Origin of the sequence: Methylorubrum sp. B1-46 (assembly GCF_021117295.1) — a bacterium.
GTDB lineage: Bacteria > Pseudomonadota > Alphaproteobacteria > Rhizobiales > Beijerinckiaceae > Methylobacterium.
Genome location: NZ_CP088247.1, coordinates 1,588,178 through 1,611,674, shown reverse-complemented (window position 1 = coordinate 1,611,674; position 23,497 = coordinate 1,588,178). Strand labels below are relative to the sequence as shown.

17 protein-coding genes are annotated in these 23,497 nt (G+C 71.3%); 12 read left to right on the top strand and 5 right to left on the bottom strand.

From position 1 onward, the window contains the following. The first annotated feature begins 27 nt into the window (after positions 1–27). From LPC10_RS07535 to LPC10_RS07495, 9 genes are all read left to right on the top strand, one after another. A complete protein-coding gene (locus LPC10_RS07535) occupies positions 28–705 on the top strand; it encodes a response regulator transcription factor (RefSeq protein ID WP_231346133.1) in 678 nt (225 codons plus the stop codon). 76 nt (positions 706–781) lie between these two features. Further along, positions 782–2,197, top strand: coding sequence for an ATP-binding protein (locus tag LPC10_RS07530; RefSeq protein WP_133087882.1), 1,416 nt, complete (start codon positions 782–784; stop codon positions 2,195–2,197). A gap of 147 nt (positions 2,198–2,344) precedes the next feature. Next, positions 2,345–3,895 (top strand): c-type cytochrome biogenesis protein CcmI, encoded by a 1,551-nt coding sequence (gene ccmI, locus LPC10_RS07525; RefSeq protein WP_231346987.1) that lies wholly within the window; start codon positions 2,345–2,347, stop codon positions 3,893–3,895. Between the two features lie 160 nt (positions 3,896–4,055). Then, positions 4,056–4,565, top strand: coding sequence for a cytochrome c maturation protein CcmE (gene ccmE / locus LPC10_RS07520; RefSeq protein WP_231346132.1), 510 nt, complete (start codon positions 4,056–4,058; stop codon positions 4,563–4,565). A gap of 58 nt (positions 4,566–4,623) precedes the next feature. Next, on the top strand, positions 4,624–6,624 hold the full coding sequence (locus LPC10_RS07515) for a heme lyase CcmF/NrfE family subunit (RefSeq protein ID WP_231346131.1): 2,001 nt from the start codon (positions 4,624–4,626) through the stop codon (positions 6,622–6,624). Next, positions 6,621–7,079, top strand: coding sequence for a cytochrome c-type biogenesis protein (locus LPC10_RS07510; RefSeq protein ID WP_108939403.1), 459 nt, complete (start codon positions 6,621–6,623; stop codon positions 7,077–7,079). The genes LPC10_RS07515 and LPC10_RS07510 overlap by 4 nt, the downstream gene beginning before the upstream one ends. A 230-nt stretch (positions 7,080–7,309) precedes the next feature. Beyond that, the gene (locus LPC10_RS07505; protein ID WP_231346130.1) at positions 7,310–7,975 is read left to right on the top strand and encodes a DUF1007 family protein; all 666 of its coding nucleotides are present in this window, start codon (positions 7,310–7,312) and stop codon (positions 7,973–7,975) included. After that, positions 7,966–8,979 carry a nickel/cobalt transporter gene (locus LPC10_RS07500; RefSeq protein ID WP_231346129.1) on the top strand — a complete coding sequence of 338 codons (1,014 nt, stop codon included), beginning with the start codon at positions 7,966–7,968 and terminating at the stop codon, positions 8,977–8,979. Before LPC10_RS07505 ends, LPC10_RS07500 begins: the two co-directional genes overlap by 10 nt. Positions 8,980–9,043: 64 nt before the next feature. Continuing rightward, entirely contained in the window at positions 9,044–9,766 is a 723-nt protein-coding gene (locus LPC10_RS07495; protein ID WP_231346128.1) for a hypothetical protein, read from the top strand. Here the strand turns inward: LPC10_RS07495 and LPC10_RS07490 are convergent. After that, positions 9,757–10,365 (bottom strand): histidine phosphatase family protein, encoded by a 609-nt coding sequence (locus LPC10_RS07490; RefSeq protein ID WP_231346127.1) that lies wholly within the window; start codon positions 10,363–10,365, stop codon positions 9,757–9,759. The genes LPC10_RS07495 and LPC10_RS07490 overlap by 10 nt on opposite strands. Positions 10,366–10,609: 244 nt before the next feature. Between LPC10_RS07490 and LPC10_RS07485 the strand changes: the two genes are divergently transcribed. Beyond that, positions 10,610–12,781, top strand: a complete 2,172-nt coding sequence (locus LPC10_RS07485; protein WP_231346126.1) for a marine proteobacterial sortase target protein — start codon at positions 10,610–10,612, stop codon at positions 12,779–12,781. Then, on the top strand, positions 12,778–13,425 hold the full coding sequence (locus LPC10_RS07480) for a class GN sortase (protein ID WP_231346125.1): 648 nt from the start codon (positions 12,778–12,780) through the stop codon (positions 13,423–13,425). The genes LPC10_RS07485 and LPC10_RS07480 overlap by 4 nt, the downstream gene beginning before the upstream one ends. 132 nt (positions 13,426–13,557) lie before the next feature. Here the strand turns inward: LPC10_RS07480 and LPC10_RS07475 are convergent, their stop codons facing one another. Next, positions 13,558–13,950 carry a hypothetical protein gene (locus LPC10_RS07475; RefSeq protein ID WP_370644673.1) on the bottom strand — a complete coding sequence of 131 codons (393 nt, stop codon included), beginning with the start codon at positions 13,948–13,950 and terminating at the stop codon, positions 13,558–13,560. Positions 13,951–14,488: 538 nt separating this feature from the next. Between LPC10_RS07475 and LPC10_RS07470 the strand changes: the two genes are divergently transcribed. Beyond that, positions 14,489–15,280: a helix-turn-helix transcriptional regulator gene (locus tag LPC10_RS07470; protein WP_231346124.1), complete on the top strand. Its 792-nt coding sequence runs from the start codon at positions 14,489–14,491 to the stop codon at positions 15,278–15,280. A 9-nt stretch (positions 15,281–15,289) separates the two neighbouring features. Here the strand turns inward: LPC10_RS07470 and sugE are convergent, their stop codons facing one another. The 3 genes from sugE to LPC10_RS07455 all read right to left on the bottom strand — a co-directional run bounded on the left by sugE (position 15,290) and on the right by LPC10_RS07455 (position 23,294). Beyond that, complete coding sequence (gene sugE / locus LPC10_RS07465; protein ID WP_231346123.1) at positions 15,290–15,610, bottom strand: quaternary ammonium compound efflux SMR transporter SugE; 321 nt, start codon at positions 15,608–15,610, stop codon at positions 15,290–15,292. Between the two features lie 153 nt (positions 15,611–15,763). Further along, positions 15,764–17,965 carry a penicillin-binding protein 1C gene (gene pbpC, locus LPC10_RS07460; protein WP_231346122.1) on the bottom strand — a complete coding sequence of 734 codons (2,202 nt, stop codon included), beginning with the start codon at positions 17,963–17,965 and terminating at the stop codon, positions 15,764–15,766. Positions 17,966–17,969: 4 nt separating this feature from the next. Next, positions 17,970–23,294 carry an alpha-2-macroglobulin gene (locus LPC10_RS07455; RefSeq protein WP_231346121.1) on the bottom strand — a complete coding sequence of 1,775 codons (5,325 nt, stop codon included), beginning with the start codon at positions 23,292–23,294 and terminating at the stop codon, positions 17,970–17,972. Positions 23,295–23,497: the final 203 nt, after the last annotated feature.

Here is a 23,497-nt window from a genome sequence, read left to right as displayed (position 1 = left end):
CGCCGCCCCGGATAAGGAGTAGCGACCGTGCGTCTGCTCGTGGTCGAGGATGACCGTGACATCAACCGACAGGTCGTCGCCGCGCTGGAGGAGGCCGGCTACGTCGCCGACAAGGCGTTCGACGGCGAGGAGGGCGGCTATCTCGGCGAGAACGAGCCCTACGACGCCATCATCCTCGACATGGGCCTGCCTAAGGCCGACGGCGTCACCGTGCTTCAGAACTGGCGCCGGGCCGGGGTGAAGACTCCCGTCATCATTCTCACCGCCCGTGACCGCTGGTCCGACAAGGTCGACGGCTTCGATGCGGGCGCCGACGATTACGTCACCAAGCCCTTCCACATGGAGGAGCTGATGGCCCGCGTGCGCGCGATTCTTCGGCGCGCGGCCGGTCACGCCAGCAGTCAGATCTCGTGCGGGCCCGTCACCCTCGACACCCGCTCGGGTCGCGTCTTCGTCGACGGCGCCCCGATCAAGCTGACGAGCCACGAGTACCGCTTGCTCTCCTACCTGATGCACCATACCGGCCGCGTCGTCTCCCGCGCCGAGCTGACCGAGCACCTCTACGACCAGGATTTCGACCGCGATTCCAACACCATCGAGGTGTTCGTCGGGCGGCTTCGCAAGAAGCTCGCCGTCGATCTGATCCAGACGGTGCGGGGCCTGGGCTACCTGATCGATCCGAACCAGCCGCCCGCGCGGGGGTGAGGACTGCAAAGCTGGCGAACTCAGCGCTAAGCGCCTTGGCAGAGGCAAACGCCCATCTCCAGACGAAACCTCGCCGATGACCGACCGCCTCGCCTGGCTCCCCTTGCGCCGCCGCTCCATCGCGGTGCGGCTCGCGGTCTCCTCGTTCCTGTCGAGCACCGCGATCCTCGTCATCGCGGCCTTCATCCTCACCACGCTCTACCGCGAGAACACCGAGCGCGCCTTCGACAGCCGCCTGCTCGTCTTCGCCAACAACCTCGCCACCGATCTCGTCTCCCCGAGCGAGCCCGAGACCCGCTCCTTCTCGCTCGGCGACCCGCGCTTCGATCTGCCCTTGTCGGGCTGGTACTGGCAGGTCGGACGCGCCGACGCCAAGCCGCGGGATCTGCGCACCTCGCGCTCGCTCGTCGGCGTGCCGCTGAAAGGGCCCGATCAGGCCGGTACCGCCACCATCGGCCAGATCCGCCAGGGCTACGGCCGCGGCCAGGACGACCGGACGCTGCGCATCGTCGAGCGCGACGTCGATGTCGGGGCCGACGGCCGCTACACGGTGCGGGTGGCGGGCCCCGCCGACGAGATCGTCAACGACGTCGAGCGCTTCCGCTTCTCGCTGTTCATGACCTTCGGCCTGCTCGGCTTCTCGCTCGCGGCCACCGCGCTGCTGCAGATCCGCTTCGGCCTCGCCCCCTTGCGCAAGCTGCGTACCGCGCTCGGCTCGATTCGCCGCGGCGAGGCCGACCGGATCGACGGCGAGTATCCCCGCGACATCGCCCCGCTGGCGGGCGAGATCAACCTCTTGATCGAGACCAACCGCGAGATCCTGGAACGCGCCCGCACCCAGGTCGGCAACCTCGCCCACGCCCTGAAGACCCCGCTCTCGATCATCGTCAACGAGGCCGGCGGCAGCGACGCCCCGCCCGAGTTGTCCGAGAAGATCCGCGAGCAGGCGGCGGTGATGCGCGATCAGGTGAACTATCACCTCGATCGCGCCCGCGCCGCGGCGCTGGCCGGCACGCTCGGCACCTCCACCGAGGTCGAGCCGGCGCTGGCCGGCTTGGTCCGGACCTTCGGAAAGATCTACCGCGACAAGGACATCGCCTACGAGGTCCACGTGCCGCCGGGCCTGCGCTTCCGCGGTGAGAAGCAGGATTTCGAGGAGATGATCGGCAATCTCGTCGACAACGCCTCGAAATGGGCGACCGGCCGGGTCTCGATCTCCGCCGCGCCGACGGGCGAGCACGATTATCCCCACCTGCTGGTGGCGGTGGAGGATGACGGACCCGGTCTGCCGGAGGAGGACCGCGCCGCGGTGCTCAAACGCGGCCGGCGTCTCGACGAGACCAAGCCCGGCTCCGGCCTCGGCCTGTCCATCGTCGCCGATCTCGCCGCACTCTATCGCGGCCGCTTCCGGCTTGAGGCAGCGGCGTTGGGGGGGCTGCGCGCCGTGATCGAGGTGCCGGGCGACGCGCCCGCCGGGGCGGGGCAACGTTGAGTGGCGGCGGACCGGCGAAGGTTACGCCGCATCCCGCCTGTGTTATGGCCCTGCTTCGCCCCCGCGTGACGACGTGTCACCCGGAATCGATGTCGTGCGGGCCCCGCTCGGGCTCTACACGGGGCCGAGCTTAAATTTTTGGGTCTGATGACGGCGATCTGGTTCATCCTGGCGGCCATGACCGGCGCAGCCGTGTTCGCGCTGCTCTGGCCGATGTCGCGCCGCCGCCGGCACGGTGCCGCGCCCGAGGCGGAAGGCAGCGACGGCCTCGCCACCGAAACCGGCTTCTACGAGGATCAACTTGCCGAGATCGAGCGCGATCTCGGCCGCGGCCTCATCGCTCCGGCCGAGGCCGAGGCGGCGCGCGCCGAGGCCGCGCGCCGGCTGCTGCGCGCGAGCCGCGAGGAGCGGGCCGAGGCGTCGGGCGCCGCGCCGATCGCCGAGCCGCATCTGCGCCAGCGCCGGGCAGCCTCCGCCTTCGCGCTCTCAACGATCCCCCTCGTCGCGCTCGTCGTCTACGGCCTCTACGGCTCGCCGAACCTCCCCTCGCAGACCGACGCCGACCGCAAGGCGACGCGGGCCGGCGCGCAGGATCTGATGACCGCCATCGGCCAGATCGAGGCGCGGCTCGCCAACCACCCGGACGATGCCCGCGGCTGGAGCGTGCTCGGACCGGTCTACATGCGGCTCGGGCGCTTCGACGACGCGGCCCGCGCCTACGCGGCGCTCGCCCGCCTCAAGGGCGAGGATGCGCAGGCTCTGTCCGATTGGGGCGAGGCCCTGGTCGCGGCGGCCGACGGCACGGTCTCACCGGAGGCGCGCAAGGTGCTGGGCCGGGCGCTCGCCGCCGATCCCAAGGCGGCCAAGCCCCAATTCTATCTCGCCCGCGGCGACGAGCAGTCCGGCGACGTGGCCGGGGCCGTGCGGCGGCTCGAGGCGATGGCGGCCTCCGCCCCCGCAGATGCGCCCTGGCTGCCGACGGTGCGGGACAACCTTGCCCGGCTGAAGGGCGAGACCACCGCCGCGCCGAAGGCCGACGGGAGCGGGGAGGGGGCCAAGGACGGTCCGATGTCCGAGGCTCCGGTGGCCGGGCCCGGCAGCAACATCCAGGCCCTGCCGCCTTCCGAGCGGATCGACGCGATCCGCGGCATGGTCGAGGGGCTGGAGCGGCGCCTGGCCAAGCAGGGCGGTTCGGCGGACGAGTGGCTGCGCCTCGTGCGCTCCCACGCGGTGCTCGGCGAGCGCGACAAGGCGCTCGACGCCCTGGAGCGGGCGCGCAAGGCCTTTCGCGACGATCCCGAGGCGCTGGCCCGCCTCGACACGCAGGCCCACGAACTCGGCCTGCCCGGAGCCGGCGCGCCGCCGAAGCCGGAGGCTGGAGAAAAGATTGGCGACAGGTCCGGTGAGAAGCCCGCCGAGCCCGACGCCGCGGCCGCCGCGATCAAGGCGATACCGCCGGCCGAGCGCGAGGCGGCGATCCGCGGCATGGTCGCAAGTCTCGACCGGCGGCTCGCGGCCAAGGGTGGCTCGGCGGACGAGTGGATGCGGCTCGTGCGCTCCTACGGCGTCCTCGGTGACCGCGCCGCCGCGGCCCAGGCGCTCGACCGGGCCAAGATGGCGCTTGCCGCCAACCCGACCGCGGTGGAGCGCCTCGACGCGCTCGGCAAAGAGCTCGGCCTGAACCCGGCCCAGCCGTAGCCCGCCGTATCCCCTGACAATCGGTCCCGCCCGCCCAACCTTGACCCGGCGGGCGGTCGGGCCGAAACCGGTCTTGATCAATCGCAGACGTCGGACCGCCTTCAGACATGCGTCAGCCTGAAGGGTCGAGAAGAAGCCGACGAACCGGGACGGAACCGTCGTGACCCGCAAGAGCCGCCGCCTGATCCTCATCGCCGCCTGCGGCGCCGTGCTGGCGCTGGCGCTCGGGCTGATCCTGTCGGCCATGAGCGGCTCGATCGTGTTCTTCCGCTCGCCCGCCGAGGTGGCGGCGCAGGGCGTCGCGCCGGGCACCCGCTTCCGCCTCGGCGGTCTCGTGACAGAGGGATCGGTCAAGCGCGGGCCCGACCAGAACGTCGAGTTTTCCGTGACCGACACCAACGCCACGGTTCCGGTGCAGTATCGCGGCCTGCTGCCCGACCTGTTCCGTGAGGGCCAGGGCATCGTCGCCGAGGGCACGCTCGACGCCGGCGGCGTGTTCCGGGCCGACACGGTGCTGGCCAAGCACGACGAGAACTACATGCCCCGCGAGGTCGCCGACGCCCTCAAGGCGCAGGGACGCTGGCAGGAAGGCGGGGGCAAGGAAGCCCCCAAGGATGCGGCGAAACCGGCCTCGGCCGATGCCGCCCTCGGCCAGCGCAGCGAGCGGTGAGAGCTTCGGTGAGGAATTTCATGACCATCCGGACCGAATCCGCGCGAGGGAGCCGCCGGTGATCGTCGAGATCGGCCATTACGCCCTGGCGCTCGCGCTGGCGCTCTCCCTGGTGCAGGCGGTGATGCCGGCCTGGGCCGCCCGCTCGGGCGATGCCGCGTTGCGCGAGGTGGCGGGGCCTGCCGCGCTCGGCACCTTCGCCTGCATCCTGTTCGCCTTCTGCGCGCTCACCTACGCGCACGTGACCTCGGACTTCTCAGTCCAGAACGTCGTCGAGAACTCGCACACCGCCAAGCCCTTGATCTACAAGATCTCCGGCGTCTGGGGGAATCATGAGGGCTCGATGCTCCTCTGGGTGCTGATCCTCGCCCTGTTCGGCGCCTGGGTCGCCATCGCCAAGAATTCGGTGCCGCCGGTGCTGCGCACCAACACGCTGATGGTGCAGGCGAGCGTCACTTTCGTGTTCGTGCTGTTCATCATCATGACCTCGAACCCGTTTGCCCGCGTGGCCCCCGCGCCGCTGGAGGGCAACGACCTCAATCCGCTGCTGCAGGATCTCGGCCTCGCGATCCATCCGCCGCTGCTCTACCTCGGCTATGTCGGCTTCTCGGTCACCTTCGCCTTCGCCGTTGCGGCCCTGATCGAGGGGCGCATCGACGCGGTCTGGGCGCGGGCGGTGCGGCCCTGGGCCCTGATCGCCTGGAGCTTCCTGACGCTCGGCATCGCCATGGGCTCCTACTGGGCCTATTACGAGCTCGGCTGGGGCGGCTGGTGGTTCTGGGACCCGGTCGAGAACGCCTCGCTGATGCCCTGGATCGCCGGCACCGCGCTCCTGCACTCCATCGTCGTCATGGAGAAGCGCGACGCGCTCAAGGTCTGGACGGTCCTGCTGGCCATCCTCACCTTCTCGCTCTCGCTGGTCGGCACCTTCATCGTCCGCTCGGGGCTGCTCACCTCGGTGCACAGCTTCGCTTCGGATCCGAGCCGCGGCGTGTTCATCCTCGGCATCCTCGCCCTGTTCATCGGCGGCGCGCTGAGCCTGTTCGCGTGGCGCGCCCCGAGCTTGCGCCAGGGCGGCCTGTTCGCGCCGATCTCCCGCGAGGGGGCCCTGGTGATGAACAACCTGTTCCTGGTGGCCGCCTGCGCCACGGTGTTCGTCGGCACGCTCTACCCGCTGCTTCTCGAGATGCTGACGGGTGAGAAGATCTCGGTCGGCCCGCCCTTCTTCAACTGGACCTTCATCCCGCTCGCGCTGCCGCTCCTCGTGATCGTGCCGTTCGGGCAGGCGCTGGCCTGGAAGCGGGGCGATGCCGCCGCGGCCGCGCAGCGCCTGCTCGCGGCCTTCGCGGTGGCGCTCGTCGTCGGGCTCGCCGCCGCCGCCTGGACCTGGGGTGGTCCCGTCATGGCACCGGTCGGCCTCGGCTTCGGCGCCTATCTCATCATCGGCTCCGCGCTGGAGATCTGGGCGCGCGCCCGCGGCTACGGCCAGAACCGCACGCACGACCTCGGCACGACCTGGCGCCGGGCGATCGGCCTGCCGCGTTCGGCCTGGGGCACGGCGCTGGCGCATGCCGGCGTCGGCGTCGTCGTGCTCGGCATCGCCGGGCAGGGTTGGGCGACGGAGGGGCTGGCCACGATCCGTCCGGGCGGACAGGTTGCCTCCGGCCCCTACGTCGCCACCCTCGACCGGGTCGGCCCGACCAAGGGCGCGAACTACGAGGAGACCACCGCCTTCCTGACGCTGCGCAACCGCGCGGGCGACTATGTCGGCACGACCGAGACCGGAAAGCGCTTCTACCCCTCTCGCCGGATGACGGTGACCGAATCCGGCCTGAAGACGGTCGGTTTCAGCCAGATCTACGCCAGCCTCGGCGAGGTGATGCCCGATGGCTCGATCGGCATGCGGCTCTACTACAAGCCGCTGGTGCTGCTGATCTGGATCGGTTCGCTCATCATGGCGGCGGGCGGCGGCCTCTCGCTCACCGACCGGCGCATGCGCGTCGGCGCCCCGGTCAAGGCGCGCGCCAAGCTGCCGCCCTCAGCGGTGCCCGCCGAATGACCCGGCTGCGCTCTCCACTCTTCGCGCTCACACTGAGCCTCTTCGCTCTCCCGGCGCTCGCTGTGCAGCCGGACGAGGTGCTGAAGGACCCTGCCATGGAGGCGCGGGCGCGGCAGATCTCGGAAGGTCTGCGCTGCCTCGTCTGCCAGAACCAGTCGATCGACGATTCCGACGCGCCGCTCGCCAAGGATTTGCGCGTGCTGGTGCGCGAGCGGCTGAAGGAGGGCGACAGCAACGGCCAGGTCGTCGATTACGTCGTGGCCCGCTACGGCGAGTTCGTGCTGCTGCGCCCGGTCTTCGGCTGGCACACGCTACTGCTCTGGCTGAGCCCGTTGCTCGCGGTGGGCCTGGGCGCCTTCGGCATCTGGCGCCTGTCGCGCCGCCGCACGCCGAAGGCCGACGACCTATCCGCCGCGGAGAAGGCCGAGGTCGAGGCGCTGCTCAAGCGGCCATAGTGCATCGTCCCGAAAGGTGGCCACCGGCTTTCGGAACAAGACGATGCAAAGACAAGGAGCGTGCGCATCGTCCCGAAAGGTGGCCACCAGCTTTCGGAAGAAGACGATGCAGAGACAGGAAGCAAGCGCATCGTCCGGGCCGGCACGCCCTGCTTTCGCCCGATCGTCCGGGCAGGGTCATCGGCAACGTCGTCACCGTCCGACCCGCAGCGAGCCTCACCCCGCGCGCCATGCCGATCGCCGCCCTCCTCAGACGTCTCGCTCTCACCGCCGCACTCGGCCTCGCCGCCGTGGCGCCGGCCTGGGCCCACCCTCATGTCTGGATCACGGCGAAGGCCGAGCTCGCTTACGAGGCGGGCCGCGTCACCGGAATCCGCCACGCCTGGACCTTCGACCCCGAATACACCGCCTTCCTGACCCAGGGGCTGGATGCCAACGGCGACGGCAAGCTCTCGCCCGAGGAGCTTCAGGGCTCGGCCAAGGAGCAAGCGGCCAACCTCGCCGAGTTCGCCTACTTCACCAAGCTCAAGGTGGCGGGCAAGGAGCAGGTCTTCGCGGAGCCGCAGGAGGCGCGGATGGCGATGGAGGGCGGCAAGCTCACCCTCAGCTTCCTGCTGCCGCTCAAGACCCCCGTTGCCCAGGGCAGGGGCGTCGCGGCGGTCGAGGTCTATGATCCGACCTACTTCATCGCCTTCAGCCTTGCCGAGGGGGCCGATGCGGTTCGCCTCGCCGGCGCCGCCCCCGGTTGCAGCATGACGGTGACGCGGGCCAAGAACGCCGAGCCCGCGGTCGCGTCCGCCGGCCAGTCGATGACGGAGGCGATGTTCGAGGCGCTCACCACCGCCTCGAATTACGGCGAGCAATTTGCCAACCGGGCCATCGTCGCATGTCCCTGACCGCTGCCCTGCGCCCCGGCGGGGCAGCGGTCAGCCGGTGGCCGCTCCGGCTGGCGCTCGCCGCCGCGGCGGTGCTGGCCGCCGCTGGCTTCCTCGCCGCCATCGCCGCGGCGCTCGGGCCCGTCGCCGCCCCGCCGCCGCGCTCGCCCTTCGGCATCGGCTTTCGCGAAGCGGCCCCCGCCGCGACCGGGCTCGGCGGCTGGCTGCTCGCGGTGCAGTCCAACTTTTCGAGCCATCTTCGCGCCGCCGTGACGGCCCTGAAGGCCGGCGGCCCGTGGACGCCGCTCGTGGTGATGGGCTTCGCCTACGGCGTGTTCCACGCCGCCGGACCCGGCCACGGCAAGGCTGTGATCGCCGGCTACATCGTGGCCGGGGAGCGCACGCTCCGACGCGGCTTCGCCCTGAGCGCCGCCGCGGCCCTGCTCCAAGCTCTCGTGGCCATCGCCATCGTGGGGGTCGGCGTCTTCATCCTCAAGGCGACCGCCTCGGGGATGACGCGGGCCGGCACCCTGATCGAGACCGTGAGCTTCGCCCTCGTGGCGGCGCTCGGCGCCGCGGTGACGTGGCGCAAGGCCGGGCGGCTCGCCGGTCTCGTCACCGATACCCCGGCCGAGGCCTGCGGCCCCGGCTGCGGCCATGCCGGTCTGACGGATGCCGCTGCCCTCGACCGGCTCGGCGGCTGGCGCGAGCGGGCGGGCGTCGTCCTTGCCGCGGGCTCGCGCCCCTGCGCCGGGGCGGTGCTGATCCTCGTGTTCTGCGCCGCGCAGGGGATGCTCGCCGCCGGCATCGCCGCGACCTTCGCCATGGCGCTCGGCACCGCGCTGACGACCGGCGCGCTGGCGAGTCTCGCCGTCTTCGCCAAGGCGCTGGCGCTGCGCCTCGCGGGCGGACGCGGGCAGACCGGGGCCGTCGCGGTAGGCGGACTGGAGCTTCTGGCTGGGGCCTTCGTCTTGGTGCTCGGGGTCGCGATGCTCTCCGGACTGGCCACGGGCTTGGGTGGCTAAACGCCCCCTCGCCAAGTCTCGTGAAGCCGTGCAAGCTTCCCTCCCGGATCGGGAGGAGCCCTGCTTGAGCGACCACGCCCTCGACGCCTTCGCGCCCATCCTCAACTGGCGGCTCTTGAAGGGGTCGCACAGCTTCCCCGGACCGGACGGCGGCACCTGCATCAACGAGGCGGCGATGGTCGCCGCGGGGCTGCCCTACCGGGCGATCACGGCCACCGAGGATTGCCCGCCCTGCTTCTCGCGTCCGCTCGCGGCCTACGCGCTCGGACTCAACGATGCCATGCCGGAAGCCGAGCGTCAGGGCTTGATGGCCTTCGTACTGCGGCTCTCCGGCTCAGCGGATGCGCCCGCGATCGAGGCCGCCCGCACCGCCTTCCTCGCGCTCGAGAGCGCCCGCCGCATTCTGCCCCCGCTCCTCGACGCGGCCGGCCTGCCGGCGCTCGCTGCCCGCTGCGAGACAGCCTCCGACGCGCGATCGGCCATGGTCGCGCTGCGCGCAGCGGAGATGCAGGGCGGCACGCTCGCTCACGCGGCCGCCGGCCGCCACGCCTGGATCGCGGGCGCCCGCGCCGCCGCCGCATCGCGCACCGCCACGGCGGCCCTGCGCGCCTTCACTGATCCCCGCAGCGCCGCTGAAGTAGCGGAGGGCGCCGCTCCCTTCACGGAGGGGACATGGCGGATCGCGCTCGACATCCTCGACGGGGCGCTCGGCATCGGCCGGCAGGCCCCCGCGATCGATCTCGTCTGCGCCCGCGACCGCCTGGAGGCGGCCCGGACTCAGCCGTAGGCGCGCGGGAGCGGTTCGTCCGTGAGATCGACGTCGAGCGACTCGCAATTGGCGAGCCAGCGCCCGGTCAGGTGGTAGAAGAAGGTGCAGTGGCCGACGACCGCGATGGTCCGTTCCGGTCGCGCCCGCAGCCAGTCGCGGAACCCCGAGACTCGCCGGTCGAACAGGGTTCGCGGCTCAACGTGCCAGCCCTCGGGCCCGGCCTCTCCATCCGCGTACCACCACGTCTCGGGCAGGTGATCGACCCGGAAGGCCGGAAACTCCCGCGCCAGCACCGAGGCGGCCCGGCCGATGTCGCAACTGCTCTCCTGGCATTCCCGGTGCAGCACCTCGACCAGCACGTCGGGCCGGGCCGGGTGGTCGGAGAAGATTCCGGCGGTGGTCTGGAGCGCCCGGGTCAGCGGCGAGGTGACGACGAGTTCGAAGGGAATGTCGCTGAGCCGCTCGCGGGCCGCCGCGACCTGGGCGTGGCCGCGTTCTGACAAGCGGGCATCGATATGGCCGGGGTCGCGCCCCGTGGCCTCGTGATGCGCGTTGAAGGTCGATTCGCCGTGGCGAATGCAGACGATGCGGGTGGACGGCGTGGAGAAGCGGGACATCGGCCCGAAATAGGCGGTTCGGGCCTGCCGAACAGCGGGCCGCGACGCCGCGCCCGGTTCCCGTACCGATCCGGACGAAGCGTCACGGGAGGCGGCGAACTGCGCCGCTTTCCGGACATCGGTCGCAAGACCGGTGCGGGGCGGGGCCGAAGCTGGGCAAAGCGTCCCGTGGCGGCGCGGCCGTCGCTGGAGGAGCCTTGGCAGGAACCGGCCGCCCGGCCGGCACCTGCCGATGGAGGTTCTCATGCTCCCGCTTCCGCTGTCCCCGCACCATCCGACTCCGCTCGCGCGCCCCGCGCCGGGCCTGACGCGCAACCTGCTGCTCGGACCGCTGATCGCCCTTCTGCTCGCCCTCGTCGGCGGCATCGCACCCGCCCGCGCAGGGGACGGCAGCGGCACGCTCCTGCTGCGCTCCGAGGGCGGTGCGCCGGTCGAGGCGCCCCGCCTCAAGGCGGACGCCGCGATCACCGTGAGCGGCCCCACCGCGCGGGCGACGATCACCCAGGCCTTCCGCAACACCACCGCCGAATGGGTCGAGGGCACCTACCTGTTCCCGCTGCCGGAGGATGCGGCGGTCGACACCATGAAGCTCGTGGTCGGCGACCGGGTCATCGTCGCCGAGATCCGCGAGCGCGAGGCGGCGCGGCGCGCCTACGAGGCGGCCAAGGCCGAGGGCAAGGCCGCCGCATTGACCGAGCAGCAGCGGCCCAACCTTTTCACCAACGCGGTCGCCAATATCGGCCCCGGCGAGACGGTGCTGGTGCAGCTCGAATATCAGCAGCCGGTGCGGTCCTCCGCCGGCACCTACGCGCTGCGCCTGCCGACCGTCGCCGCCCCGCGCTACAGCCCCGCTCCGCCGGCCGTGAGATCCGTCGCGGAGGGCGTCTCCGCCGCCGACCCCGTCCCCGATCGCGACAAGATCGCGGCCCCGGTGCTCGATCCGGCCCGCCACGCGCCGGTCAACCCGCTGACGCTCACCATCGATCTCAAGGCCGGCTTTCCGCTGGGTCCGGTGCGCAGTGCCACCCACGCGATCCGCGTCGAGGAGGTGTCGGAGGCCGAGCGCCGGATCACGCTGGCCGACGGCGCTACGGCTGCCGACCGTGATTTCGAGCTGACTTGGACCGCCGCCCCCGGCGAGGCCCCCACGGTTGGCCTGTTCCGCGAGCGCGTCGCGGGGGGCGAGGCGGTGCTCGCCGTGGTGACACCGCCGGACGCGGCGAGCCTGGCCGCCTCCGTGCCCCGCGACGTGGTGTTCGTGATCGACAATTCCGGCTCCATGGGCGGCGCCTCGATGCGCCAGGCCAAGGCAAGCCTGCTGATCGGCCTCGACCGGCTGCGCGCGGGTGACCGCTTCAACGTGATCCGCTTCGACGACAGCTTCGACACGCTGTTCCCCGATGTGGTGCCTGCCGACGAGATTCATCTCGACCGGGCCAAGCGCTTCGTCGCGGGCCTGGAGGCGAGCGGCGGCACCGAGATGCTGGCGCCGCTGCGGGCCGCTTTGCGGGACACGACGCCGGGCGAGACCGGCCGCCTGCGGCAGGTCGTGTTCCTCACCGACGGCGCCATCGGCAACGAGGCGCAGATCTTCTCCGCCATCGCGGCCGAGCGCGGGCGCTCGCGGCTGTTCATGGTCGGCATCGGCTCGGCCCCAAACGGCTACTTGATGAGCCACGCTGCCGAACTCGGACAGGGCAGCTTCACCCAGATCGGAACGCCCGACCAAGTGACCGAGCGGATGCGCGCGCTTCTGGTGAAGCTGGAGAATCCCGCCGTCACCGACCTGACCGCGACCTTCTCCGAGCCCGGCGTCGACGCCACCCCCGCCCGCCTGCCCGACCTCTACCGCGGCGAGCCGCTCACCCTGCCGGCCCGGATGGAGCAGGCGCGCGGGACGCTCACCCTCGCCGGGCGGATCGGTGGAGAGCCCTGGCAGGCGGTGCTGCCGCTCGACGCGGCGCAGGCCGGCACCGGCATCGGCAAGCTCTGGGCGCGGGCGAAGATCGCCGAGGCTGAGACGGCGCGGCTGACCGGCCGGCTCGCGCCCGATGCCGCCGATGCCGCGATCCTGCGGCTCGCCCTCGATCACGGGCTCACCACCCGCCTGACCTCGCTGGTGGCGGTGGACGCCACCCCGCGCCGTCCCGAGGGCGCGCGCCTCGTCAGTACCGAGCTGCCGCTCAACCTGCCGGCCGGATGGGATTTCGCGAGCCTGTTCGGCGAGGGCGACGCGCAGCCGCTTGCCCTGCCGCCGCGCCAACACCGCGCGAACGCCCCGGCTCCCCAACTCGCCGCCGCCCAGCCGGTCGCGCTGCCACAGACCGCCACGGATTTCGAGATCCGCGCTTGGCTCGGCGGGCTGCTGCTGGCGCTCGGCCTGGGCCTGTCCCTCCGCCGCCGGGCCGCGGCGTGAGTGGGATCGCGAAGCGGGACGCCGTCGCGCGGCGTCCCGGCCAGCGGGGCCCCGAAACCTCGCCAGCCACTTTGCCAGCCCCTTGGCCAGCTCCTTGGCCGGCCCTCCTCCTCGTCGCGGCGGGCCTCGTCCTGCTCGCGCAGGCCGCCTGGATCCCGGCCAAGGCCGCCCTGGCGCAGGCGCTTCTGGAACGCGCCTTCGCCCGAAGCCTCGCCGAGGGGACGGGTCAACGCCCCTGGCCCTGGGCCGACACGGTGCCGGTCGCCCGCATCGTCTTTCCGGGTCTGAACGAGCGCTACGTGGCGCTCGCCGGATCGAGCGGGCAGGCGCTGGCCTTCGGGCCCGGCCATGTCGAGGGCACGCCGGAGGCGGGCGAGCCCGGCATTGCGGTCTATGCCGCCCACCGCGACACCCAGTTCCGCAGCCTCGGCCGGCTCGCCGTCGGTGATCTCGTCGAAGTGGTGCGCCGCGATCGAGTCAGCGTCCGCTTCCGCGTCACCGGGAAGCGGGTCGTGCGCTGGGATGCGTCCGGCCTCGATCCGGACGCGCCGGGCCGCCGCCTCGTGCTCACCACCTGCTGGCCGCTCTACGCGGTGACGCCGGGGCCAGAGCGGTTGCTGGTGGAGGCGGAGAGGGAGCGTTGATCGAAGGCAATCGCTCGTCGAGCGCGTGCCGTTCGCGTGGGCGCAAGCCTTTCGATCCAAAACAGCGCGGCCTGTGGCCTCTCAGCTTTTTATGCGGCCCGCGCTTGCTCAGTATGGATTCGGCAGCTTCTCTCAGGGTCTTGCGTTCCACGTTTCCATGAAGGTGCACGATGCTTCCGCGAATGCATGCGTGCCTGGGCACATCGCTGCAACGGCTCGCTGAAGGTCGCGGTGTCTCTGCTCCAGCGGCAGGTAAAAAATCGGCTCGTGGTGAGCGATCCGATTGCGAAGTGTGAGCAGCTCATCGCAAATCGTCCAGGCTGACCGCATGTCCAACGCGCGGTCATGCGGAAAGATGCGCGCCAGATTATGCCGCCATGCGTAGGGGATTTCGTAGCTCTTTGAGATCTGAGAGACCCAGAAGCCGGCCGATAAGTCGGCGACGATCGCGGGTAATGGAGCGGGTTTGACGCCCCTTGTTTTTTCCTGACGTGTGATCGTGTCTTGCAGGCGGCTCTGATCCATGCGTGTTAATTGCCTCCTTGCCCTGCGTTCATCATAGGGCCAATTGCAATTATACTTCCAGCATAGGAACTCATTCGTGCGATTTCGGAAGTAAATCTCCCAGGCTTGAAGATAGATATAAAGTGCCTGCGAGAGCTTAGCATTCCACTGGTAGAGCGCTATGGCTCTAAGGTCGTCCCCTTTGCAGCGGCGCTATACCTGGCGAACCTAGGAGAACTTAAAGAGGCTTTCAGAGACTGCTTAAGCACTGCATTTTTGCCGAAAATCTCTTGCATGGCCCTGCGGGGTGCCCTATGTTGGCTGAGTGAGCCTCGGGAAACGGTCACTGCGCTTCGGTGCACACCCCCCCTGGACGGGACTACGGCTGGGGCGGGCTCGAAAGAGTCCGCCCTTAGCTGTTTGGCGGCGATTTTCTTCTTATCGGGTCTGCGGTTCCCGGCAAACGGGGGAGCCGAATCCGTCGGAGCCACAAGATCGTCGAAGCTTGACGCTCCCCTCACCTGTGCGGTTCTGTGCGGATCCGTCCGGAACCCGCATCATGCCGCCGATCGAGGCCGATTTCCCCGAGACCGAGCTGCCCGATGCGCAGAGCCGTCTCATCGCCGCGGCGGTGCGCGAGGCGCTGGCCCGCCGCCGGATGTCGCGGCAGGCGCTGGCGGACGCGGCCCGCATCAGCATCTCGACCCTGGAGAAGGCGCTCTCCGGCCGCCGGCCCTTCACCCTCGCGACCACCTTGCGCCTGGAGGAGGCGCTGGCCCTCCCCCTGAGGGTCCCGGCTGCCGCGCCGCCGGTGGCGAGCGCGGACAAGGCGCTCCACGCGCCGGAGGAGTTCGGCTCCTACACCCGCGAGGCGGTGGCCTTTCTTGAGGGACGCTACCTGACGCTGCGTCCCTCCTTCGGGCAGGCGGGTGCGATCTTCGCCTACCGCACCGAGATCGTCTGGGACAGGGAGAGTGCCCGTCTCGTCTTCCGCGAAGCCGAGCGGCTCGATGCGCCGTTCGCTCAGTCCGGCACCGTCTCGGTGCCGAACCAGTCGGGCCAGATCTACCTCGTTACGAACTTCCAGGGGCAGTACCGGCTCGCCGTGCTCGGGCGACCGACGATCCAGGGCGAGATGTTCGGCATCCTCACCACCCTGTTCTCCGGCCGCGGCACGCAACTCACGCCCGCCGCGACCCCGCTCGCCCTGGTGCCGGAGCGCGGGGCGCTCGCCGAGGGCGCGCAGTACGGGCGCATCACCGCCGGCATGGCCTGCGAACCGGCCTACCGGCAGATCCTCACCCGCGTGCGCGAGGATGTCTTCGCGGTGTTTCCTGGCTGCGAGGGCTGATGCCCGTTTTCAGGTCGTGCTCGACAGCTTCATCAGCACGAGACCACTGACGATCAGCACCGCCGCCAGTATGCGAGTCGCGTTCATCGCCTCGCCGAGGAAGGCGATGCCAACGATGAAGGCGCCGACGGCGCCGATACCGGTCCAGATCGTGTAGGCGGTGCCGAGCGGCAGGCTACGCATCGACCATGCGAGGCAGACGACACTCAGCACCATGGCGATGAGGGTGATGACGCTGGGCCAGAAGCGGGAAAACCCTTCCGACTGCTTCATCGTGAAGGCCCAGACGACCTCCAGCAAACCGGCGACGACGAGAACGATCCAGGCCACGGTAGCCTCATGCGGTTCATGGGCCGGGCCGTCCCGGACTTGGGGCCCGCCGCATAGAAGGGGCGGCAGACGAGGACGTTGCCTCTCCCGCTTCCAGCTAAAGTCCGCGGTGCGGGAGTCACGTGTGCCATCGCACGGCGGCGAGGCGCTGCGCTATTCCAGCCGCACCACCACGCTGTCGCTGGCGCCTGCCGCATCCATCACCGAGATGCGGGCGAAACCGGCGCCCTCCGGCCTCCATTCCGACTGCCGGCGCATCGCCTCGGCCACGGGCAGGCCGTCGACCATCCAGGTCAGGGGCGGCTGGCCGCCGAGGGCCTTGAGGGCGAGGCGGGCCTGCGCGCCCTCGCTCAGGCCGAGATCGACCCGGGCGCCGTCCGGCGGGTAGGCGATCTTGAGCGGCACGCCGAGCGTCGCCGCGAACGTCTTGGGCGCGTCCCGCCGGATGTGGCGCAGGGGCGGGGGCAGAGCCATGGTCGCGGCGACGAGGGCGTCACGGGGGCGGGGCAGGGCCTCCGGCTCGCCGCCGAGCCGAGCGAAGGCGTCGAACAGGATCGGCGCGGCGTGGGTCCGCCCGACGAGACCCGGCACCGAGGCGCCGTCGGGGCGGCCGATCCAGACGGCGATCGTCACGCGGGCATCGAACCCCACCGCCCAGGCGTCGCGATAGCCGTAGGATGTGCCGGTCTTGAAGCTGATCCGGCCGGGCAGGGCGTTCTCCGGCGGCGGGGCGCCGCGCAGGATGTCAGCGACGTACCAGGCCGCGACCGGATCGGCGATCCGTCGCTCCGGCTCGAGTGCGGCCGGCGGCCCGTCGAGGCGCCGGGTCAGCGCCGGCACGCTGCCCCCGCGGGCGAGTCCCGCATAGAGCCGGGCGAGGTCGGTCAGCGTGATGCCGAGACCGCCGAGCGCCACCGGCAGGCCCGGCGCGGTGTCGCGCGGCAGCAGGATCGTCGCCCCGGCCCCCCGCAGCCGTGCGACGAAGCGGGCGGCGCCAACCGCATCCAGAAGATCGACCGCGGGCAAGTTCAGCGATTGCTGGAGCGCGACCCGCGCCGTCACTGTGCCGCGATACCCCATGTCGAAGTTTTCCGGAGCGTAGCTCGCGGCAAAGCGCGCCGGGCGGTCGTCGAGCAGCGTCTCGGGATGGGCGAGCCCGTTCTCGAAGGCGAGCGCGTAGATGAAGGGTTTCAGCGCCGAGCCCGGTGAACGCACCGCCAAGGTGGCATCCACCGCGCCCGCGCGGGCGGCGTCGAGATAGCCCGCGCTGCCGACATGGGCGAGCACCGCGCCGGTGCAGTTATCGAGGGCGAGGATCGCCGCGGAGAGCGCGGGGCCGGCGGCGGCCGCGCGCTCGGCTGCCAGTGCCTCAAGGCTCGCCTGGAGGCGGGCGTCGAGGGTGAGGTGCTGCACCCGTGCCTCCGGATCGGCGGCGTGGGCCTGCTCGGCGGCATGGGCTGCCAGCATCGGGAATTGTTTGCGCGCAACCGGCATCGGCTCCGCCTTGGCGGCCTGCGCTTCGGCGGCGGTGAGCACGCCGCGCTCGGCGGCGATGTCGAGCACCCGGTCACGGGCGCGCCGAGCATTGGCGGCGAAGCGGTCGGGCCGGCGCGCCTCGGGTGATTGCGGTAGGGCGACGAGGAGCGCGCTTTCGGCGAACGACAGCCGGGCCGGCTCGCGGCCGAAATAGGCGAGGCTTGCCGCCCGCACACCCTCGACCGGGCCGCCATAGGGGGCGAGCGCGAGGTAGAGGTCGAGCACGCCCGATTTGCCGAGCGTGCGCTCCAGCTCGACCGCGCGGACCATCTGCCGGAGCTTGGCGGCAAGCGAGCGCTCGGCCCGTGGTTCGACGAGGCGGGCCACCTGCATCGACAGGGTCGAGCCGCCCGACACGATTTTTCGATGGGCGAGCCACTGCCACGCGGCGCGGGCCGTCGCCGCCGGATCGATGCCGGGATGGCTGTCGAAGCGGCGGTCCTCGTAGGCCTTCAGCATGGCCAAGTAACGCGGATCGATCGCGTCCGCGGTGACGGGCAGGCGCCAGCGCCCGTCGGCGGTGGCGAAGGGGCGCAGCAACTGGCCCTTCCGGTCGAGGATGACGGTGGAGCGGAGATTTGCCTGGGTGAGGTCGAGGGGCGGGAGGGTGGCGGCGTAGCGCCAGAGGGCGCCGGCCAGCAGAAGCGCGACAGTGAAGCAGAGGGCGAGAAGGACCCTCCCCCCCCTGCGGGGGAGGGTGCCTGCGGAGCAGGCGGGAGAGGGGGCGACGTGTCCGGAGAGGGCGTTCCCCTCACCCGACCCGCTTCGCGAGCCACCCTCCCCCGCAGAGGGGGGAGGGAAGGCGGTGTCGGTGCTCATACCCCTACTTCGCCGAACTCACCTCAACCGACCCGAACGCGGTGCGTCCGAACCGCTCGGGGCGGTACATGTCCTCCACGCTCGCGCCCGGATGGACATAGGTGCCGGGCGAGACCACGCGCACGGTGTAGGCCGCCGAGAAGAAGGCCGATTGCTCCGGCGTGCGGTCGTAGGCGGCCACGAACCGGTCGTCGCGGAACTCCGTGTGGACCGGTGCCACGTCCGATTTGGCGAAGCTCAGCCCCGAGAGCGCGTCGGCGTCGAGGAGCTTCGGGTTGTCGATCTCCAGCCCCGCGGGCAGGCGATCGACCAGCAGCAGGCGGCCGGCGCTGGCCTTGGCCTCGGTCACCTTCAGAACCACGACGAGGCGGTCGTTCTGGCGAAGCGGCTTCCCCAGATCCACCGGGCTGCCGTCGAGCCGGTAGACGTTGCGCTCGACCGTGAAGCCGTGCGAGGCCGCCGGCTCCGGGGCGATCGGGTTGCCCTGGACGCCGATCGCGACCGGCACCGCGTCGCGGCCCGCGTTGACGATCCGCACCGGCCGCGCCTCCAGGGCGGGGGCCCGGTAGAGCCGCGAGAGCGGTCCGGTCTCGGTCTTGCCGTCGATGGTCAGCGCGAGGCTGTCGGACTCCTTGGCGAGGCTTTGGGCCGCCAGCACCATCCAGGCGTTCTCCTGGGTGCTGGTCGAGCGGCCGTCCGCCCGCTCCTGGCCGAGCACGGCGGCGACCGGTTGCAGCGTCGCTTGAGAAAACCCAGCCTCGGCCGAGAGCGCCAGCAGGGCGGCGCCGTCGCGCAGTCGCGAGCCGTAATCGGCGCGATAGGTGCCCCGATCGCGCTCGGCTTGGAGCGCCTGCACCGCCGCCTCGAAGCCTTTTTGCGCCCGGCCGCGATCTCCCAGCAAGGCCAGGGCTGCGGCGAGCTGCCCGCGGCCGAGCGGTGTCGCGAAATCGGTGAGCTTGGTGTCGGCGAGGTAGCGCAGATCGCCCATCACCGGCCGGCCGTTGCGAGCGAGCACGTAGGCCGCGTAGGCCAGATCCATCCCGCCGTTCTCGACATTCGTCGTGTTGGCCACCGTGTTGCGCAGGCGGTCGAGCGCGCTGTTGAAAGCGGTCTGCGGCACGGCGAATCCGCGCTCGCGGGCGCGGGTGAGGAAGTCGGTGGCGTAGGCCGTCAGCCACGTATCGCCGGCATTCTCCGTGGACCACGCCCCGAAGGCGCCGCTCGAATCCTGGCGCGCCAGCACCCGCTCGATCGCCCCACGGATCCGCTCGTCGAGCCCGCCGTCGAGGCCGAGCTTTTCGCCGGCCGCGAGCGCGTTGACGTAGAGCAGCGGCATCGCCCGGCTGACGATCTGCTCCGAGCAGCCGTAGGGATAGCGGTCGAGCGATTGCAGCAGGGCCGCGACGTCGATTCCCCCCAAGCGGTTGGCCGAGACGGAGACCGCCCCGGTGCCGGGCAGGATGTCGGCGAGCAGGTCCGGCGTCAGGTCAAGGCCGGCGCCGGGCTCCAGCGGGCGCACATCGCGTCGCACGAGGGCGCCCGTGCCCGGATTGATCCCGAGCGCGAAGGACTGGCCGGCGCTGCCCTGGATGCCGGGGCCGGTCAGGCTCAGGTCGAGCCGGGCGGTGCCGGGGCCGGCGGCGGTGATCGGGATCACCAGCTGACCCTTGGCACCGGCCTCCAGCCGCATCGTCGAGCGCACCGCCTCGCCCGCCACCACGACGGGGCCGGTGAGGTCGAGATCGACGGTGTAGTCGCCGGCCGCCCCCTCGACGTTGTCGAGGGCGACGAAGAAGCGCGAGCGGTCGCCGACATTGAGGAAGCGCGGCAGGGTGCCGGTGAGCACCACCGGATCGCGCACGATCACATCGGCCTGCGCTTGGCCCACCCTCGCCTTGGTCCAGGCGGTCGCCATCAGCCGGGCGGTGCCGTTGAAGGCGGGCAGTTCCAGCGGGATCTTGGCCGTGCCGTCGGCGCCGACGGTGACCACGCCCGAATAGAGCGCGAGCGGCGCTTGCGTCGGGGGAGCATCGGCGAGTTCGGTCGCGCCGCCGTCGCCGCCGGAGCGGATTGCGCCGAGCGTGCCCTGCATGCCGTCGATCAGGTAGCCCCAGAGGTCGCGAATCTCCGGGCCGAGCGCCTTCTGGCCGAAGAAGTAGGCAAACGGGTTCGGCGCCTCGTAGCGGGTCAGGTTGAGGATGCCGACATCGACGGCCGCGAGCGTCACCCGCGCCTCCTCGCCGGGGGCGAGACCGGCGAGCTTGACCGGAACGGTGAGGGTGCCGCGGGGACGCACCTTCTCCGGCGCCTCGATCGAGACAGAGAGACCGCGCTTCTCCTTGTCGACCGAGAACCACGCCACCCCGAGCGCCCGGCCGGGCATCCGTTTGGCCGCTTGGTCGAGCGGGCGGTAGGCGGTGGCGACGAGGTACGCACCCGCGCCCCATTCCGGCTTGACCGGGATGTCGACGCTGGTGCCGCCTTCCGCCACCGTCACGTCGCGGATCTCGTGGACTCGGTCGCTGATGATGGCGAGCGTCGCCGTGCCAGCGAATTTCGGCGCGAGCCGGGCGCGCAGCCGCTCGCCGGCCGCGTAGGCCGGCTTGTCGAGGGTGAGGTCGAGGAGGTCGGGCACGTCGGCGGTCTCCGAGCCGCCCCAGCCGACGGTGAAGGAGACGCTTGCCGCCGCCTGCGGCTGGCCCGCCACGCTCGCCTCCAGGCGGTACTGACCCAAGCCCACCGGCGCGGAGATGCGCGCGGGCCCGTCGGCCGTGGTCGCCACGCGCCCGTCGGCGACACGGCGGCTCGACTTCACCGGCTCGAAGCTCCAGCGCCCGTCGGCGCGGTACCATTGATAGGTCCGCTCGACCTTCGCGAGCGTCCAGGCCACGCCATCCTGCGCGAGGCGCCGCCCGTCGGGGGCGGCCATCACGACGTCGAAGGTCGCCGTCGCGTTCTCGGCGAGATCGCCGCCGAAGTTTTTCCGGATCGCCAGCACCGGTTGGGCCGGCAGGATCGGCAGGGTGACGCTGCGGCTTAAGCCCCGGCCGCCCGGTTCGCCGACGGCGAGGGTGATTTTGGCCTCCAACGCGCGGGGGGCGGCCACCTCCTGCACCGGCACCGTGATGCTGGTCTTGCCTTGCGTGTCGGTGGTAGCCTTGGCGTCGATCTCGGCGGTCGTCGCCTCCACCGCCTCGTCGTCGAGGCCGATCGAGAAGCCCTCTAACCCCTTGATGCCGGGATTGGCCGCCGCCTGCACCGCGACTGAGCCCGAGACATCGAGCCCCGAGCCCGGCGCGCCGTAGAGGTAGCGCGCGGCGACATCGATGACCGCCGGCTCGCCGCGGGTGAGCGTCGGCGTCTTCGGGGTGAGGCTCACCTCCAACCGCTCGGGGACGTAATCCTCCACGAGCCAGCTCGCCTCGCCGACGGGCGGCGCCTTCGGGTCGGTATAGGCCGAGACGCGCCACGTGCCGTGCATCGCGCCCGCCATCAGCGGCAGGGCCAGCGAGCGCCCGCCGAGCCCCTCGTCGGCCACCGCCGCGCGGCGGTACTCCACACCGTCGGGCCGCTTCACCACCAGCGTCAGCGGCAACCCACTGACCGCCGCTCCTTGCGGATCGCGCAGGAGGGCTGTGAGCTGCACCGTCTCGCCGGAGCGATAGACGCCGCGCTCGGGGAAGAGGTAGGCCTCGGCCCCACCGGGCGCGGGGCGACCCTTCACACCGCGATCGGAGAGATCGAAGGCGCCGAGCGCCAGATCGAGGAAGCCGTAATCGTCGCCGACCTGCGCCACCACGAGGCCGGGCGCCAGCCCGCCCTCGCCACGGGCGAGGCCGGCGGGGAAGGCGGCGTGGCCCTGGCCGTCGGTCTTGGCGACGGCCAGCACATCGTTGTTGCGAGCGATCAGCCGGATCTCGGCGCCGGAGACCGTCTTGGCGCTGGCGAGCGAGCGGGCGAAGACGTGGACGCCGTCGCGGCCCTTGAAGGCGGTGAGCCCCAGGTCGGAGACGACGAACCACTGCGTCGCCTGGCTCTCGTAGCCGCCGTACTCGTCCTCCGACGAATCCGTGGTGCCGGTGGGCTTGGCCAGCATCAGGTAAAGGCCGGGCTCCAGCTTGCCGACCGCCTGCAGCACGGGGAAGGCGGTCACCGCCTCGCGGTTGGTCTCGGCCTTCGCCGTGTCGAGGGTGCCCTTCCAGACCCGCTGGCCCTTCTGGTCGGCGATGGTTTTGGCCGTCGAGCCGCTGAGCTGGCTCAGGAATTCCTCCGAGCGGAGCGCCGGCAACAGGCCGCGGTCGCCGATGCGCAGCACCTCGACGTCGAGCTTGGCCGCGTTGACCGAGATCAGCGGCACACCGGCCTGACCGGTGCGCGGCAGGACGTAGTTGCGGCCGGTGAAGCGCACCTGGGGCGAGCGGTCGCGAACGTAGACCTCGTAATCGGCCGATTTCAGCAGGCTCTCGCCCACGGAAGAAGGCAGGCCCTGGCGCACCACGAAGGCGTAGCGCTCGGAATGCTTGAGCCCATCGACGCAGACCTGGGAGCCCTCCGCCGTGACGGCGGCGTTGGTCGCGCCCGAGACGGCGATGTAGGGGCTGTAATCGGTCTTCGGTACGAGGCTTTCCGAGAAGGTGAAGCAGACCCGCGGCGCGGCGGCGTCCGAATCGACCTTGTAGTCGAGGATGCGGAAGCCGTGCTCCTCCCGCAGTTTTTCGTAAGCCGCGCGGGTCTGCGCCTCGTCCCGGATCGCGAGGCTCGCGCGGTAGGCTTCCAGCGCCGGCCGCCACTCGGCCTGCGCCGCCTGGATCTCGCCGAGCCGGGCCAGCGCCCGCGCCTCGTCCGCCGGATTTCTGGCGCGCAGGTAGCCCTGATAGGCGGCGGCGCTCGCGCGGCTCTTCAGCTTGAACCGGGCGGAATAGTCGGCGCGCTCCTCATCGTTGCCCGCCGCGTTCGCAGCGCGCGCGTAGTCGAGCCAATTACGAAGATCGTTCGGGTCGGCGGCCACCGCGGCGGCATAGGCGTTCAGCTCGGCATCCGGCTCGGCCCCCTCGCTGCGCGCCGCGCTCTCCGCCTCACGGCGCCACTGGGCCGCCGTCTTGGCGCCGGGCGGTGCCTCGCTCCGGAGCGCGGTCTCCAGCCGGACGCCCGCGCTCGCCAACGCCTCGCGTTGGAAGGTTTTCGTGACAGGGGCGGTCGCCGATCTCGGGAGCGGGGCTTGTGCGGGGGCTTGGACCAGGGTGGGACCTTGGGCCAGGGCGGGCCCACCGAGCAGCGTCGCGCCGATCAAGGCCGCGCCGAGGCGCCCGAGACTCTTGCCTTGGGACATGCGCTCGTCTCCTCCGACCGGCGCCCGAAGCAGGGGCGTCCGCGGCCGGCAAGCTACCACTTGCCGCGCTGGCCGCAACGCTTGCGCGGCGTGAGAGCGAGGGATGGTTCGGACGGCCTCACGAAACCTCCGGTCACCGGCCGATCCGCAGCGACTTGTGGACGGCCCATCCCCGCTGGCATCATTGCCGGCACTTCGAATCG

Excerpts from the sequence above, each read along its gene's own strand:
- LPC10_RS07490 (WP_231346127.1), bottom strand. The coding sequence starts at position 10,365 with ATGTCCCGCTTCTCCACGCCGTCCACCCGCATCGTCTGCATTCGCCAC.
- LPC10_RS07510 (WP_108939403.1), top strand. The coding sequence starts at position 6,621 with ATGACCCGGCTGCGCTCTCCACTCTTCGCGCTCACACTGAGCCTCTTC.
- LPC10_RS07455 (WP_231346121.1), bottom strand. The coding sequence starts at position 23,294 with ATGTCCCAAGGCAAGAGTCTCGGGCGCCTCGGCGCGGCCTTGATCGGC.
- LPC10_RS07475 (WP_370644673.1), bottom strand. The coding sequence starts at position 13,950 with ATGGATCAGAGCCGCCTGCAAGACACGATCACACGTCAGGAAAAAACA.
- ccmI (WP_231346987.1), top strand. The coding sequence starts at position 2,345 with ATGACGGCGATCTGGTTCATCCTGGCGGCCATGACCGGCGCAGCCGTG.
- pbpC (WP_231346122.1), bottom strand. The coding sequence starts at position 17,965 with ATGAGCACCGACACCGCCTTCCCTCCCCCCTCTGCGGGGGAGGGTGGC.
- LPC10_RS07505 (WP_231346130.1), top strand. The coding sequence starts at position 7,310 with ATGCCGATCGCCGCCCTCCTCAGACGTCTCGCTCTCACCGCCGCACTC.
- LPC10_RS07530 (WP_133087882.1), top strand. The coding sequence starts at position 782 with ATGACCGACCGCCTCGCCTGGCTCCCCTTGCGCCGCCGCTCCATCGCG.
- LPC10_RS07470 (WP_231346124.1), top strand. The coding sequence starts at position 14,489 with ATGCCGCCGATCGAGGCCGATTTCCCCGAGACCGAGCTGCCCGATGCG.
- LPC10_RS07500 (WP_231346129.1), top strand. The coding sequence starts at position 7,966 with ATGTCCCTGACCGCTGCCCTGCGCCCCGGCGGGGCAGCGGTCAGCCGG.
- LPC10_RS07485 (WP_231346126.1), top strand. The coding sequence starts at position 10,610 with ATGCTCCCGCTTCCGCTGTCCCCGCACCATCCGACTCCGCTCGCGCGC.